The sequence below is a fragment of the Pseudonocardia spirodelae genome, from assembly GCF_037727765.1.
GTDB lineage: Bacteria > Actinomycetota > Actinomycetes > Mycobacteriales > Pseudonocardiaceae > Pseudonocardia > Pseudonocardia spirodelae.
The window spans coordinates 1-14025 of sequence record NZ_JBBJUP010000016.1; the positions used below are offsets into that span (position 1 = coordinate 1).

The 14025-nt window shown below is 74.2% G+C and carries 13 protein-coding genes and 1 riboswitch; of the genes, 9 read left to right on the top strand and 4 right to left on the bottom strand.

Annotation, left to right across the window (positions count from 1 at the left end; genetic code table 11):
* Both mftB and mftA read right to left on the bottom strand, forming a co-directional pair.
* A partial coding sequence (mftB, locus tag WJX68_RS18685; protein ID WP_340292743.1) for a mycofactocin biosynthesis chaperone MftB occupies nt 1-184 on the bottom strand: 184 nt, incomplete at its 3' end.
* A complete protein-coding gene (mftA, locus tag WJX68_RS18690; protein WP_340292972.1) occupies nt 174-260 on the bottom strand; it encodes a mycofactocin precursor MftA in 87 nt (28 codons plus the stop codon). The genes mftB and mftA, both read right to left, overlap by 11 nt.
* A gap of 158 nt (nt 261-418) precedes the next feature.
* Here mftA and WJX68_RS18695 point away from each other — a divergent pair, with 158 nt between their 5' ends.
* From WJX68_RS18695 to madC, 4 genes are all read left to right on the top strand, one after another.
* Complete coding sequence (locus WJX68_RS18695) at nt 419-1546, top strand: GNAT family N-acetyltransferase (RefSeq protein ID WP_340292745.1); 1128 nt, start codon at nt 419-421, stop codon at nt 1544-1546.
* 148 nt (nt 1547-1694) lie between these two features.
* A complete protein-coding gene (gene mdo, locus WJX68_RS18700) occupies nt 1695-2966 on the top strand; it encodes an NDMA-dependent methanol dehydrogenase (protein ID WP_178375866.1) in 1272 nt (423 codons plus the stop codon).
* Between the two features lie 103 nt (nt 2967-3069).
* Nucleotides 3070-4203, top strand: a complete 1134-nt coding sequence (locus WJX68_RS18705; RefSeq protein WP_340292747.1) for a MadB family AAA-type ATPase — start codon at nt 3070-3072, stop codon at nt 4201-4203.
* Nucleotides 4200-5732: a MadC family VWA domain-containing protein gene (gene madC / locus WJX68_RS18710; protein ID WP_340292748.1), complete on the top strand. Its 1533-nt coding sequence runs from the start codon at nt 4200-4202 to the stop codon at nt 5730-5732. The genes WJX68_RS18705 and madC overlap by 4 nt, the downstream gene beginning before the upstream one ends.
* A gap of 7 nt (nt 5733-5739) precedes the next feature.
* Here madC and WJX68_RS18715 read toward each other — a convergent pair whose 3' ends face one another.
* On the bottom strand, nt 5740-6327 hold the full coding sequence (locus WJX68_RS18715) for an NADPH-dependent FMN reductase (RefSeq protein WP_340292749.1): 588 nt from the start codon (nt 6325-6327) through the stop codon (nt 5740-5742).
* 42 nt (nt 6328-6369) lie between these two features.
* Between WJX68_RS18715 and WJX68_RS18720 the strand changes: the two genes are divergently transcribed.
* Nucleotides 6370-7944, top strand: coding sequence for an ABC transporter substrate-binding protein (locus WJX68_RS18720; RefSeq protein WP_340292751.1), 1575 nt, complete (start codon nt 6370-6372; stop codon nt 7942-7944).
* Between the two features lie 31 nt (nt 7945-7975).
* Here the strand turns inward: WJX68_RS18720 and WJX68_RS18725 are convergent, their stop codons facing one another.
* A complete protein-coding gene (locus WJX68_RS18725) occupies nt 7976-8338 on the bottom strand; it encodes a four-helix bundle copper-binding protein (RefSeq protein WP_340292752.1) in 363 nt (120 codons plus the stop codon).
* A 110-nt stretch (nt 8339-8448) separates the two neighbouring features.
* Between WJX68_RS18725 and WJX68_RS18730 the strand changes: the two genes are divergently transcribed.
* The 4 genes from WJX68_RS18730 to WJX68_RS18745 all read left to right on the top strand — a co-directional run bounded on the left by WJX68_RS18730 (nt 8449) and on the right by WJX68_RS18745 (nt 14012).
* Nucleotides 8449-9219: a class I SAM-dependent methyltransferase gene (locus WJX68_RS18730; RefSeq protein WP_340292754.1), complete on the top strand. Its 771-nt coding sequence runs from the start codon at nt 8449-8451 to the stop codon at nt 9217-9219.
* A 32-nt stretch (nt 9220-9251) separates the two neighbouring features.
* Nucleotides 9252-9638: a hypothetical protein gene (locus WJX68_RS18735; protein ID WP_340292756.1), complete on the top strand. Its 387-nt coding sequence runs from the start codon at nt 9252-9254 to the stop codon at nt 9636-9638.
* A 113-nt stretch (nt 9639-9751) separates the two neighbouring features.
* Nucleotides 9752-9955, top strand: a riboswitch (cobalamin riboswitch).
* A 131-nt stretch (nt 9956-10086) separates the two neighbouring features.
* On the top strand, nt 10087-12945 hold the full coding sequence (locus WJX68_RS18740) for a ribonucleoside-diphosphate reductase subunit alpha (protein ID WP_340292758.1): 2859 nt from the start codon (nt 10087-10089) through the stop codon (nt 12943-12945).
* Entirely contained in the window at nt 12942-14012 is a 1071-nt protein-coding gene (locus tag WJX68_RS18745) for a ribonucleotide-diphosphate reductase subunit beta (RefSeq protein WP_340292760.1), read from the top strand. The genes WJX68_RS18740 and WJX68_RS18745 overlap by 4 nt, the downstream gene beginning before the upstream one ends.
* Nucleotides 14013-14025: the final 13 nt, after the last annotated feature.

The window sequence follows — 14025 nt, forward strand, 5'->3', positions numbered from 1 at the left end:
CGGCCGAGCGCGCGTCCGGCTGGTTCTCCAGGTCGCGCACGACCGAGACCAGCTGGGGCGTCTTGAGGAACGAGAGCTTGCGGGTCACGAAGTCGTACACCAGGGCGCCGAAGGGCTCCGGGCGCAGCGAGACGCTCTCGCTGAGGCGGTACGGCGCCGTGGTGTCGAGGGGCTTAGTAGACACCGCACATGCCGTCGATGGAGACCTCCTCGACGAGGGTCTCCTCGGTCAGGGCGTCCTCGTTCGGGTGCTCACTCATGGGCTACCTCCGCTGGATCCGACTCTCGGCGAGAGAGGTGGTGAGCCGCCCCGCCGGCCGGCGGTGGCAGCGGATCGGACGCTATTGGCACCCGGTGCCGGAAATCAATACCCGACGCCCGCGCCCGTCCGTTCGGACGGGAGGGCACGCTGTCCGCCATGACGGTCGCGACGGTCCTGCTGCACCTGTGCACCCCCGGCGAGTGGCGGTCCTGGCTCGACGCCGGGGCCGTCGCGCCGCCGTCGCTCGACGAGGCCGGGTTCGTGCACCTGTCCACCCCGGAGCAGGTCGCGCTGCCCGCCGAGCGGCTGTTCGCCGGGCGGACCGACCTGGTCCTGCTGGTGCTCGACCCGGCCCGGCTCGACGCGGCCGGGGTGCGGGTCCGGTGGGAGCCGGGCGTGCCCGGCGACCCGGAGTCGATGCGCTTCCCGCACGCCTACGGGCCGGTGCCGCTCGGTGCGGTGCTCGCCGTCGTCGCCTACCGGCCCGGCCCGGACGGCTTCACCGCGCCCGCCGTCCCGGAGCCGACCGCGGCCTTCCGCGCGTCGGCGTTCGAGGCGTCGATGCTGCGCCGCGCCGCCGACGCCGAGGAGCCGGTCACCGGCGGCGTCGCCATCCGGACCGACGAGTGGCCGGTGTCGCGGATGCACAACCGGCTGCAGATCGACCGCCCGCACCTGACCGACGCCGTCGTCCTCGCCCGGGAGGCGGACCGGGCGCTGGTCGCGCACGGGCGGGCCGCGACGGCGTTCCTCGACGGGCCCGGCGCGCGCGAGCTCGCCACCGGCCTGACCGCGGCGGGCTGGGCGGTCTCCGCGCTCGACGTGCTCGCCGGCCCCGCCGGGCGGGACGCGACCGGCGCCGCGGCCCGCGCGGTCGAGGTGGACGCCGACGTCGTCCGGGAGTTCCGGCTCGCGGACTGGCGCACGGCGCTGCCGGACCTGCCCGACGGGCAGCTCGCCCAGCTCGTCGACCGCGACGCCGGGACCGCCCGCGCGGTCGCGATGCACCACGTCGCCGTGCTCGACGACGGCGTCGCCGTCGCCACCGGGACCCTGGAGCGCGACGGGGCGACGGCGTGGGTGGACGGCCTCACCACCGCCCCCGCCCACCGCGGACGGGGGCACGGCCGCGCCCTGCTGGCGCGCTGCCGCGAGCTGGCCGCCGAGTACGGCTGCGACCTCGTCGCGCTCGGCGCCGACGCCGACGACTGGCCCCGCGAGTGGTACCTGCGCGCCGGGTTCTCCCTGGTCGGGAGGCAGTACGAGGCGATCCGCCGGCCCTGACCCCACCGACGCCGCCCCCTCCGTCCGGAGGGGACACCTCACCCTCCCACCGGAGGGTGGGTCAGGTACCCATCTGTAGCTGTTGCCACTAGATCGCAACAACCATGGTTGTGCTCGTCCAACGCCGACGAAGCCGTCGAGGAGAGTCATGGCCATCGAGCTCAACCAGATCTGGGACTTCCCGATCAAGGAGTTCCACCCGTTCCCCCGAGCCCTGCTGGGGGTCGGCGCCCACGACATCCTCGGCGTCGAGGCGAAGAACATGGGGATGACCCGCGCCCTGTTCGTCACCTCGGGCCTGCGCGGCTCCGGGATCGTGGAGGAGCTCAAGGGCAAGGTCGAGTACCAGGGCGTCGACGTGGTCGTCTACGACCAGGTCGAGTCCAACCCCAAGGACTACAACTGCATGGACGCCGCCGCGCTCTACACGAGCGAGAAGTGCGACGGCATCATCTCGATCGGCGGCGGCTCCTCGCACGACGCCGCCAAGGGCGCCCGCGTCGTCATCGCCCACGACGGCCGCAACATCAACGAGTTCGAGGGCTTCTCGAAGTCCACGAACATGGAGAACCCGAAGCACATCGCGGTCTCCACCACCGCCGGCACCGGGTCCGAGACCTCGTGGGCGTACGTCATCACCAACACCAGCGACATGGACAACCCGAAGAAGTGGGTCGGGTTCGACGACGCCGTGGTCGCCACCCTGGCACTGGACGACCCGCTGCTCTACTACAGCTGCCCGCAGCACTTCACCGCCTTCTGCGGGTTCGACGTCCTCGCCCACGGGTCCGAGCCCTACGTCTCGCGGCTGGACTTCGAGCCCTCGCTGGGCAACGCGATCTACTCGATCGAGCTCGTCGGGCGCTACCTGCGCGAGGCGGTGTACGAGCCGCGCAACCTCGAGGCGCGGTCGAAGATGATGCACGCGCAGTACATCGCCGCCCAGGCGTTCAACTCCGGCGGCCTCGGCCTGGTGCACTCCGCGTCGCACGCGGTCTCGGCGTTCTTCGACACCCACCACGGCCTGAACAACGCCATCGCCCTGCCCCGCGTGTGGGAGTACAACCTGCCGTCGCGCTACGAGCGCTACGCGAAGATCGCCACCGCGCTCGGTGTGGACACCCGCAACATGACGACCGTGCAGGCCGCGGACGCCGCGGTCGAGGAGGCCATCCGGCTGTCCAAGGACGTCGGGATCCCGGACAACTTCGGCGCGCTGCGGTCCGACAGCTACGACAAGAACCGGATGAACACCGGCAAGTACTCCGGTGTCGGCGACACGATCCCCACCGACGGCGACACCGTCCACCGGATCGCGGAGCACATGATGGGCGACTACTGCACCCCGGGCAACCCCCGCGAGTGCACGGTCGAGGCGCTGGTCCCGATGGTGGACCACGCGTTCAGCAAGTCCTACTAGGACGCACCGCCCACCCGCCGCCGCGCCCGGATCAGCCCCCGGGCGCGGCGGCGGCCGTCCGTCCGCCGCACGGCTGCGTGCGGCTCAGCAGTCGAGGAGAACGGTGTCCGACAGCACGGAGTTCGGCAGCACGGAGTTCGGCAAGGCATCATCCGGCGGCGCGGCGGCCGGCGCCACGGCCTTCGAGAGCGCGGATGCGCTCTCCGAGGCGCTGTCCGGTCAGGACTACGTCATCGACCCCGAGTTCGCCGTGGTGGTGCACCTCGCGACGGCACTCGAGCGTCCGCTGCTGCTGGAGGGCCCCGCCGGCGTCGGTAAGACCGAGCTGGCGAAGTCCCTGGCCGCGGCGAGCGGGCGCCGGCTGGTCCGGCTCCAGTGCTACGAGGGCCTCGACGACGGCCGCGCCCTCTACGAGTGGGACTACGGCAAGCAGCTGATGCACGTCCAGATGCTCCGCGACCGGATCGGGGAGCTGCTGGCGGGGACCACGACGATGGCCGAGGCCACCGCGCGGCTCCAGGAGCAGGACACCGGCCTCTACACCGAGTACTTCCTCTCCGCCCGCCCGCTGCTCGAGGCGGTCCTGTCCGACGACCCGGTGGTGCTGCTCGTCGACGAGGTCGACCGCACCGAGGAGTCGATGGAGGCCCTGCTGCTCGAGGTGCTGGCCGAGCGGCAGGTCACCGTGCCGGAGATCGGCACCTTCACCGCGCGATCCACCCCGTGGGTGGTACTGACCTCCAACGACACCCGGGAGCTCTCCCCCGCCCTCAAGCGACGCTGCCTGCACTACCAGGTCGACTTCCCGACACCCGAGCGCGAGACCGAGATCGTGTCCCGGCGGGCGCCCGAGGTGGCCGCCGACGTCGTCGCCGACGTCGTGGAGCTGGCCCGCAGGCTCCGGGGGTTCCCGCTGCGCAAGTCCCCGTCGATCTCGGAGGTCATCGACGCCGCCCGCGCCGCCGCCGTGCTCGGGCTCGCCACGACCGGCGAGGTCGACAAGGTGCGCTCGGCGCTGCTGTCCGCGCTGCTCAAGTACGGCTCCGACCGCGAGCTCGCCGTGCGCCGTCTCGACGAGGGCGAGCCGGAGGACGAGGTGGACGTCGCGACCGACGAGGGCTGGGTCCGCCGGTCCTCCCGGCCCGCCGACACCACCTCCGGCGCCTTCGGGAAGGGCCGGGCGAGCTCCGGTGCGACGCGCGCCGAGGCCGACCGGGCCCGGCGGATGCGGCGATGACCGCGTCCGCGTCCGGCGACCCCGGCACGCGGCTGCTGTCGGTGCTGGCCGCCGCGTTCACCCGGGTGCTGCGGTCGCAGCGGGTGGCGGTGTCCCCCGCCGAGGCGATCGAGGTCCGCCGGGTGCTGGCACTGCTCGGCGCGGCGGACACCGGGCGGCTGCGCGCCGGGCTGCGCGCCGTGACGGTGAAGTACGCCCACGAGCGGCCCGGGTTCGAGCGGGCCTTCGACGCGTTCTTCGGCCTCGTCGCCGGCGACGGTCCCGGCGCGGCCGGCGGCTCCGGGCCCGGCCTGCGCGAGCCCGGCGGCGACGGCCTGCCCGGGGACCTGGACCTCACCGAGGACGACGACCCGCTGGGCCGCTACGCCGGCTACGACCCGAACGCCGCCGAGGTGGGCGACCTGCTCGACGCGCCGGAGCAGGAGAAGGGGTTCAACCCCCACCGCGACGACGACGACGCCTCGCTGGGCGGCTCGGACAAGGACCTGTCGGTCTCCTCGGGCGAGGACCGGGGCCGGCGCGGCACGACCTACACCGTCGACCTCGAACGCGCCGGGGCCGCGGTCGGTCGCGAGCTCACCTCGGGGGCCACCACGCAGGCGTCGGGCGAGATCGCCTTCGACGACCCGGAGGCGATCCTGGCCTGGCTCGCGGAGTACGACCCGCACGCCGTCTACGCCGACGGCCCCGACGGCGAGGACCTCTCGGAGATCCAGCTCGATCGGCTCGTCGACGCGATCACCGACTTCGTCGCCCAGCTGGCCGAGCGGGTCGAAGCCACCGGGGTCGAGCCCCCGGAGACCGGGGCCGGCGGGAACACGCTGGACTCCGCGGACATGGCGCAGGCCTGCCACGAGCTGCTGCACCGGATGCGCGGCGCGCCGCGCCGGGTGCCCCGCGAGCACGCGCACGGTCCGCTCGACGTGCGGCACACGGTCCGGCGCAGCATGCGCAGCGACGGTGTCCCGTTCCACCTGCACCACCGCGCGAAGGTCCCCGACCGGGTGCGGCTGCTGGTCGTCGCGGACGTGTCGCTGTCGGTGCGGTCGATCACCGCGTTCGTGCTCCGGCTCGCCCGCACCCTGCACCGGCAGGCGTTCCGCTGCCGGGTGCTGGCCTACGTCGACACCCCGGTCGAGGTCACCGACCTGCTGCTGGCCGCGCACGACGACCACGCGCTGGCCGCCGTGCTCGCGGCGCCCGGCATCGACCTGGACGCCACCAGCGACTACGGGCGTGTGCTCCGGACCCTGAACGAGGACTTCGCCGACGCCGTCGACTCCCGGACCGCCGTCCTGTTCGTCGGGGACGGCCGGTCCAACGGCCTCCCGCCCGGGACCGACGAGCTGCGCCGCCTCGCCCGCCGCGCGTACCGGGTCGGGTGGATCACCCCGGAGCAGCGCCGCTACTGGGACCAGGCGTCCTGCGCCATGGGCGAGTACGAGGAGGTCCTCGACCACGTGCTGGTCGCCCGCGACGCCGACGAGCTGCTCGCCGGGGCGGGCGAGCTGGGGCACGCCCTGTCCTGAGCGGTGCTCAGCTCTCGCGCAGCGAGCGGCGCGGGATGTCCGGGGCGGCCGCGCCCGCGGCGTCGCGGGGCATCCGCCGTGCGAACGTGACGACGGCGTCGGCCAGCGCGGCGAGCCGGTCGCGGACGCCGTCGTCGACGAGCGCGCCGCCGTCGAAGTGGGTGTTGTTCGCGTACACCGCGCCGGGGACCGCCCAGGCCCGGAAGAACCCGACGAGCGGCTTGAGCTCGTGCTCGACGGCGAGGAAGTGGTGGTCGGTGCCCCCGGTCGCGACGAGCCCGACCGGCTTGCCCGCCAGCGCGTCGTTGGGGAGCACGTCGAACAGGTTCTTCAGCCGTCCGGTGTAGCCGCCGCGGTACATCGGGGTGCCGACGAGCAGCGCGTCCGCGGCGACGACCCGGTCGATGACCGTGCGGGTGTCGCCGGTGTAGTCCGCGGGGTCGCGGCCGTCGGAGAACACGAGGCCGTGCTCGCGCAGGGAGAGCAGCGCGGCGTCGACGCCGTCGTGCTCCGCGGCGCGGGCGACCGCGATCTCCAGGAGCAGGGCGGTCTTGGACGGCACCGACGGGCTGCCGGAGATCGCGAGGAGATCCATCCCGGCCACCCTAGCCGCGACCGCACCCGGCACCCTGGTGGTGTGCAGCTGAGCCGTCGTTCGTTCCTGCGGGCCGCCGGTGCGTCCGCGGCGCTGGCGGGGATCCCGGCGCTCGCGGCGTGCGGGGCGCCCGCCGACGCGGCGGCCCCGCGGCTGGTGGCCTCGTTCGCCGGGACGGGCCCGCTGGGCGCGCCCGACCCGCACCGCGTGTGGCGGCCGGTGGACCGGGCGCGGGCGGCCGCCGTCGCGGACACGCTGCTGGTGTGGGACCAGGACATGACGGCCCGGCCGCACCTGGCCGCGTCGGTCGGGCCGGACCGGACGGGGACGCGCTGGCGGGTCCGGCTCCGCGACGCCCTCGCGCACGACGGGCGGCCGATCACCGCGGCGGACGCGCTGGCGTCGCTGCGCCGGGTCGCGGACCCGGCGACCGGGGCGAGCGCGGGCCCGCTGCTCACCAACCTCGACACCGCGGCGAGCCGGGCGGTCTCGGCGACCGCGCTGGAGCTCGTCCTGTACACCCCGGACTTCCTGTTCCCGCTGGTCCTGGGCGCGCCGGGCACCGGCGTCGTCCGCGAGGGGCGCGGGGACCGCCCGGTCGGCACCGGCGCGTTCCGCTTCCTGCCCGGTGCGCAGGACGCCCTCTACCGGCACGACGGACACTGGCTCGGACGCCCGCCGTCGCCCGCGGTGGAGTTCGTGGTCGACGACGACGAGGAGAACCGCTATCAGGCCCTGGTGGACGGCCTCGTGCACTGGGCGCACGACCTGTTCCCGCACAGCGCGCGACGGCTGCTGGGCCGCACCGGTACCACCGTGGTGTCGGCGCCCGGCTCCGCGACCCGCTTCCTCGACGTCGGCCCGGCCCCCGCGGCCGGCACCGGTGAGGAGGCCGGACCGTTCGGGGACCCCCGCCTGACCGAGGCCGTCCGGCTGGGGATCGACCGCACCGAGCTCGTCCACGAGGTCCTGCTCGACCTGGCCGAGCCGGGCGACGACCTGTTCGGGCCGGGCCTGGCCGGGCACCCGGCGGGACGGGCCCCGGTGGCCCGGGACGTGGCCGGGGCGCGGGAGCTCGTCGTCGCGGCCGGGGCGTCGGGGCTGCGGGTGCCGTTGCTGTTCGACCCGTTCGACCCGATGTCGCGCCCCGCCGCGGACCTGGTGGCCGAGCAGCTCGCCGCGGCCGGGCTGCGGTGCGTCCCGCGCGAGCCCGACCCGCCCGATGCCGGGCCGACCCCGGGCATCCGGTTCCGCCGCGCCGCCGCGACCCCGGTCCCGCTCCACCTGCGCGCGGCCGCGGGCCCGGCCCCGGGCAGCGCCGACACCACCGCCGACACCACCGCCGACACCACCGCCGGCACGACCGGGGACACCGTCCCGTCGGCCGACGCCGGCCGGTCCGACGTGCGGGCCCTGCTCGCCACCGCGTCCCGCGTGCCCGACGAGGCACGCCGCACCGAGGCGCTGCACCGCGCGCTGGTGCTGCTGCGCGACCGCTCGACCGTCTGGTCCTCGGGCGACGAGCACGTCGGCGTCTCGGCCGACCTGTCCGGCGTCGAGCCGGCCCGGCCGGACACCGGGACCTGGGCCCGGTTCCACCGGATGCGGATGGGCTGACCGGCCGGCGCGACGTGCCCGGCCGTGCGGCTCAGGCCCCGGTGTGCTCGCGCAGCAGCGCCGCGGTCTCGCGGGTGGTCTCCGCGTGCAGCCGGCAGTGCTCGTGGTGGTCGGCGTGCGCGCCGCAGGCCGCGGCGGAGGCCTCGCAGGCCAGCGCGGCGGCCGACGCGGCCGCCGCGCCGACGGCCTCGTCCCCGGTACGACGGCCGAGCACGGCCGCGGCGGCGGTGCAGAGGTCGGCGGCGTCGAGGGCCAGCAGGACCTCGGTCTCCATCCCGCCGGAGGCGACCATCGCCGACGCGCAGGCGGTGCTCGCGCGGGCGGCGTCGTGCAGCTTCTCGACGACGGCGGCCGGGGTGGTGACGCCGGCGGCGTCCAGGACGTGGTGGCTCATGGTTCTCCCTCTCGTACCGGTTCTGCTGCGTGTCGCCGCGGGGGTACCCCGGACCGGCGCGTTCCCCAACCCCCTTCTTGACGACCACGATTGTCGCTAGCGTGGCCGTCGTGAGCGACGCGTACCTCGAGACCATGCGGCGCCTGTGGGCGGCCGCGGACTACCCGGCCCTGGCGGAGCGGCTCGCGCCCGCCGCCGTCGCGGTCGTCGACGCCGTCGGGGCCGGCCCCGGTGACCAGGTGCTCGACGTCGCGGCCGGGACCGGGACCGCGGCCACGGCGGCGCACGCCCGCGGGGCCGCCGTGCTCGCGACCGACCTCGCGCCGCGCATGGTGGAGCTCGGGCGCACCGCCACCCGCGGGTCGGGGATCTGCTGGCTGGAGGCCGACGCGGGCGCGCTGCCGCTGCCGCCCGCGTCGTTCGACGTGGTGCTGTCGAGCTTCGGGGCGATCTTCGCGCCGCGCCCGGACGCCGTCGTCGCCGAGGTCCGCCGGGTGCTGGCCCCGGGTGGCCGGTTCGGGTTCACCGCCTGGACCCCGCACGGGTTCATGGGCCGGATGACGCTCGCGATGCGCGCCCACACCGGGACGCCGGAGGGGACCGCGGACCCGCTGGACTGGGGCGAGCCGGGAATCGTGCGCGAGCGCCTGGCCGGGTTCGCCGACGTCCGCATCGAGCACCGGACCCTGCCGTGGCACTTCGACTCCCCGGCGCGGATGACCCGCTTCTTCCGCGACCACTCGCCCGCGCACGCGGCCACCGCAGCCGGGCTCGGAGACCGGGCGGACGCGATGTTCGCCGATGTCGAGGCGCTGGCCGGGCCGTCGGACGCCCCGGTCCGCCTCGAAGCCGAGTATCTCGTCGTCATCGCTATCATCTGAACAGTTCTTCAGACATCACGTAGGGTCGGGCCATGTCCGCACTCCCCGCCGTGACCGTCTGCCGGGGCTGCTGCTGCGGCTCCGGCCGCACGCACCCGGGCCTGGACCGCGCCCACCACGACGCCCTGCTCGACCGGCTGACCGACGGCGTCGCGGGGCACGCGCGGCTCCGGACGAGCGAGTGCCTGGGCCCGTGCGCGGACTCCGACGTCGTGGTCGTCGCCCCGGCACCGGCGGCCCGCCGCGCCGGGGCCCGGCCGGTGTGGCTGCGCGCCGTACTCGACGCGACGGCGGCCGACGCCGTCGCCGCGTGGGTCCGCGCGGGCGGGCCGGGCGCCGCGCCGCGGCCGCGCGTCCTCGACGCCCTCGTGTTCGCCCCCGGTCCGCGCGCCTCCGAGGAGGGCCGCACGGCCGGCTGATCGTCAGCGGGACGCGACCGGCACCGCACGCGACCGGCGGCATTCACGGTGCGTGACGCGGCACGCGGAACCGGAACCGATAGGGGGCTCGCCGCACGTCGAACCCCAGATGTAGTGTCCGGGGCGCTGGTGGTTCACCGGCCCGCACGGGCCGGTGAGGCAAGAGGGAACCCGGTGCGAGTCCGGGACTGCCCCGCAGCGGTGAACGGGAACGACCGCCGTCAACGAGCACTGGGAGTGATCCCGGGAAGCGACGGCCAGTAGGTCTGTGCAGTGCGCCCGTGAGTCCGAAGACCTGCCGCCGGTGCGTGCGCCGACCGGCGCGCGCTGCTCCGGGGCCCCGCGGGAGGGCGCCAGGGTGCGGTGGGTCGTCGCGTCGTGGGCGCCCTGCCGTCTCCTCGCACCGCCCCGCTCCCGGGGACGACGGCGACTCGCGAGGAGAGAGCCCGTGACGGCTTCCACCGCTGCACCAGCACCCCCGGCCCTGCGCGTCATCCGGCGCGACGGGTCGGAGACCGGTTTCGACGCCACCACGATCTCGGTGGCGATGACCAAGGCCTTCCTGGCGGTCGAGGGGGACGCCGGCGCGTCGTCGTCGCGGCTGCACCACCTCGTCGCCGGGCTGACCGACCAGGTCGTCGGCGCACTGACCCGGCATCCGTCGCACGCGGTGCACGTCGAGCAGATCCAGGACCAGGTCGAGCTCGCCCTGATGCGCGGCGGCCACCACCAGGTCGCCCGCTCCTACGTCCTCTACCGGGAGGAGCACGCCGCAGCCCGCGCGCCCCTCGAGCCGCCCGTCGCGGTCGTGCACGTCACCGGGGCCGACGGCAGCCGCGCCCCGCTGGACCGGGCCCGTGTCGCCGCGGTGCTCGACGAGGCCTGCGCCGGCGTGGAGGACGTGGCCCCGGGGCCCGTGCTCGCCGAGCTGGACCGCACCGTCTACGACGGCATCACCGCCGACGAGCTGGCCCAGGCCCTCGTCCTGGCCGCCCGCACCCTGGTCGAGCGCGAGCCCGCGTACTCGCTGGTGGCCTCGCGGCTGCTGCTGGACCGGCTGCGCGCCGAGGCCGTGTCGCACCTGGCCGGCACACCGTCCACCCCGGACCACGCGGAGATGGGCGCGGCCTACGCCTCCTACTTCCGCGACTACCTGCGGCACGCGATCGCGGTCGGCCTGGTCGATCCCGAGCTGGCGACCTTCGACCTGGAGCGGGTCACCGCCGCGATCCGCCCCGAGCACGACCTGCAGATCGGGTTCCTCGGCCTGCAGACCCTCTACGACCGCTATCTCCTGCACGAGCGCGGCGTGCGCTTCGAGCTGCCGCAGGCGTTCTTCCTGCGGGTCGCGATGGGGCTGGCGGTCCGCGAGGTCGACCGCGAGGCGCGGGCGGTCGAGTTCTACGAGCTGCTGTCGAGCTTCGACTTCATGGCCTCGACCCCGACGCTGTTCAACTCCGGCACCACCCGCCCGCAGCTGTCGTCGTGCTTCCTCACCACCGTCGACGACGACCTGGAGTCGATCTTCAGCGGCTACCGCGACAACGCGCTGCTGGCGAAGTACTCCGGCGGGCTGGGCAACGACTGGACCCCGGTCCGCGGCCTCGGCGCGCACATCCGCGGCACGAACGGCGTCTCCCAGGGCGTGGTGCCGTTCCTCAAGATCGCCGGGGACACCGCCGTCGCGGTGAACCAGGGCGGCAAGCGCAAGGGCGCCGCGTGCGCCTATCTGGAGACCTGGCACGTCGACATCGAGGAGTTCCTCGACCTGCGCAAGAACACCGGCGACGACCGCCGCCGCACCCACGACATGAACACCGCGAACTGGGTGCCCGACGAGTTCCTGCGCCGCGTGCAGGCCGACGGCGAATGGACCCTGTTCTCCCCGGACGAGGTCCCCGACCTGCACGACCTCTACGGCACCGCGTTCGCGCAGCGCTACCGCGCCTACGAGGCGGCCGCGGCGCGCGGGGAGATCCGGGTGCACCGCACGGTGCGCGCGGTCGAGCTGTGGCGGCGGATGCTGACCATGCTGTTCGAGACCGGGCACCCGTGGATCACGTTCAAGGACCCGTGCAACCTGCGCAGCCCGCAGCAGCACGCGGGCGTGGTGCACTCGTCGAACCTGTGCACCGAGATCACCCTCAACACCCGTGCCGGGCACGAGGGCGAGGTCGCGGTCTGCAACCTGGGCTCGGTGAACCTCGCCGCGCACGTCACCGCGGACGGGCTCGATGCCGACAAGCTGCGCCGCACGGTGACCACCGCGGTGCGGATGCTCGACAACGTCGTGGACATCAACTTCTACACGATCGGAGAGGCCCGCCGCTCCAACCTGCGGCACCGTCCGGTCGGGCTGGGCATGATGGGCTTCTCCGACGCGCTGTTCACCCAGCGCATCGCTCCCGCCAGTGACGCGGCGGTGGAGTTCGCCGACCGCTCCGCCGAGCTCCTGAGCTTCCACGCGATCACCGCGTCGTCGGACCTGGCGGTCGAGCGCGGCCGCTACGCCAGCTTCGACGGGTCGCTGTGGAGCCGCGGGATCCTGCCGCTGGACTCGGTCGAGCTGCTGGCCGCGGCCCGCGGCGACGGCGAGCTCGACGTCGACCGGTCGTCCACGCTGGACTGGGCGTCGCTGCGGGAGAAGGTCGTCGCCCAGGGGATGCGCAACTCCAACGTCCTCGCGATCGCCCCCACCGCGACGATCTCGAACATCTGCGGGGTCGGGCAGTCGATCGAGCCGATCCACCTCAACCTCTACGTGAAGTCCAACATGTCCGGCGACTTCACGGTGATCAACCCGCACCTGGTGCGCGACCTCAAGGACCGCGGGCTGTGGGACGAGGTGATGGTCGCCGACCTCAAGTACTTCGACGGGTCGCTGGCCGAGATCGACCGGGTCCCCGCCGACCTGAAGGAGCTCTACGCGACGGCGTTCGAGATCGAGCCGCGCCGGCTGATCGCCGCCGCGGCGCGCCGGCAGAAGTGGCTGGACCAGGCGCAGTCGCTGAACCTCTACCTCGCCGCCCCCAGCGGCCGGGCGCTCGACGAGCTCTACCGCCTCGCCTGGCGCTCCGGGCTCAAGACCACCTACTACCTGCGCACCCGCGCGGCGACGTCGGTGGAGAAGTCCACCCTCACCGGCACCGACGGCCGGCTGACCGGCGTGCCGGGCACCCCGGTGGCCACCCCCGCCGCGTCGCCCGCGGCGGCGGTGCCCGCCACCGCCGTGCCCGCCACCGCTCCCGACCTCGACCCGGGCCGCGCCTGCTCGGTCGACGACCCCGACTGCGAGGCCTGCCAGTGAGCACCGCACCCACCGTCCCGACCGGCCTGGGCGAGATCGCCCGCGGCGCCGCCCCGATCGACGCCGACGACAAGCGGATGATCAATGCGCGCGCCGACGTCAACCAACTCCTGCCGCTGAAGTACACCTGGGCCTGGGACAAGTACCTGGCCGGCTGCGCCAACCACTGGATGCCGACCGAGGTCTCCATGCAGGCCGACATCGCGCTGTGGCGCTCCCCCGGCGGGCTCACCGACGACGAGCGCCTCATGCTCACCCGCAACCTCGGGTTCTTCGCCACCGCGGAGTCGCTGGTCGCGAACAACATCGTGCTCGCGGTGTACCGCCACCTCACCAACCCCGAGTGCCGCCAGTACCTGCTGCGGCAGTCGTTCGAGGAGGCCGTGCACACCCACACGTTCCAGTACGTGTGCGAATCGCTCGGGCTCGACGAGGGCGAGCTGTTCAACGCGTACCGCACCGTCCCGTCGATCACCGAGAAGGACGCCTGGGCGCTGCGCCACACCCGGGCCCTGTCCGACCCGGACTTCCGGACCGGCACCCCGGAGAACGACCGCGCGTTCCTGCGTGACCTCGTCGCGTTCTACGTGGTGTTCGAGGGCATGTGGTTCTACACCGGGTTCGCGCAGATCCTCTCGCTCGGCCGGCGCAACAAGATGGTGGGCATCGCCGAGCAGTACCAGTACATCCTGCGTGACGAGTCGATCCACCTGAACTTCGGCATCGACTGCATCAACCAGATCAAGATCGAGAACCCGCACCTGTGGACGGCGGGGTTCGCCGCAGAGATCCGGTCGATGCTGCACGAGGCGTGCGAGCTGGAGGTCGCCTACGCCCGCGACACCATGCCGCGCGGGATGCTCGGGCTGACCGCCGAGTCCTGTGAGCGCTACCTGCGGTTCATCACCGACCGGCGGGCCGAGCAGATCGGGCTCGCCCCGCTGTTCGGGGAGCCGGAGAACCCGTTCCCGTGGATGAGCGAGGCCATGGACCTGCGCAAGGAGAAGAACTTCTTCGAGACGCGGGTGACCGAGTACCGCACCGGTGGCTCGCTCGACTGGGACTGAGCGACGCGGGCGG

Excerpts from the sequence above, each read along its gene's own strand:
- mftA (WP_340292972.1), bottom strand. The coding sequence starts at position 260 with ATGAGTGAGCACCCGAACGAGGACGCCCTGACCGAGGAGACCCTCGTC.
- WJX68_RS18695 (WP_340292745.1), top strand. The coding sequence starts at position 419 with ATGACGGTCGCGACGGTCCTGCTGCACCTGTGCACCCCCGGCGAGTGG.
- mdo (WP_178375866.1), top strand. The coding sequence starts at position 1,695 with ATGGCCATCGAGCTCAACCAGATCTGGGACTTCCCGATCAAGGAGTTC.
- madC (WP_340292748.1), top strand. The coding sequence starts at position 4,200 with ATGACCGCGTCCGCGTCCGGCGACCCCGGCACGCGGCTGCTGTCGGTG.
- WJX68_RS18715 (WP_340292749.1), bottom strand. The coding sequence starts at position 6,327 with ATGGATCTCCTCGCGATCTCCGGCAGCCCGTCGGTGCCGTCCAAGACC.
- WJX68_RS18725 (WP_340292752.1), bottom strand. The coding sequence starts at position 8,338 with ATGAGCCACCACGTCCTGGACGCCGCCGGCGTCACCACCCCGGCCGCC.
- WJX68_RS18735 (WP_340292756.1), top strand. The coding sequence starts at position 9,252 with ATGTCCGCACTCCCCGCCGTGACCGTCTGCCGGGGCTGCTGCTGCGGC.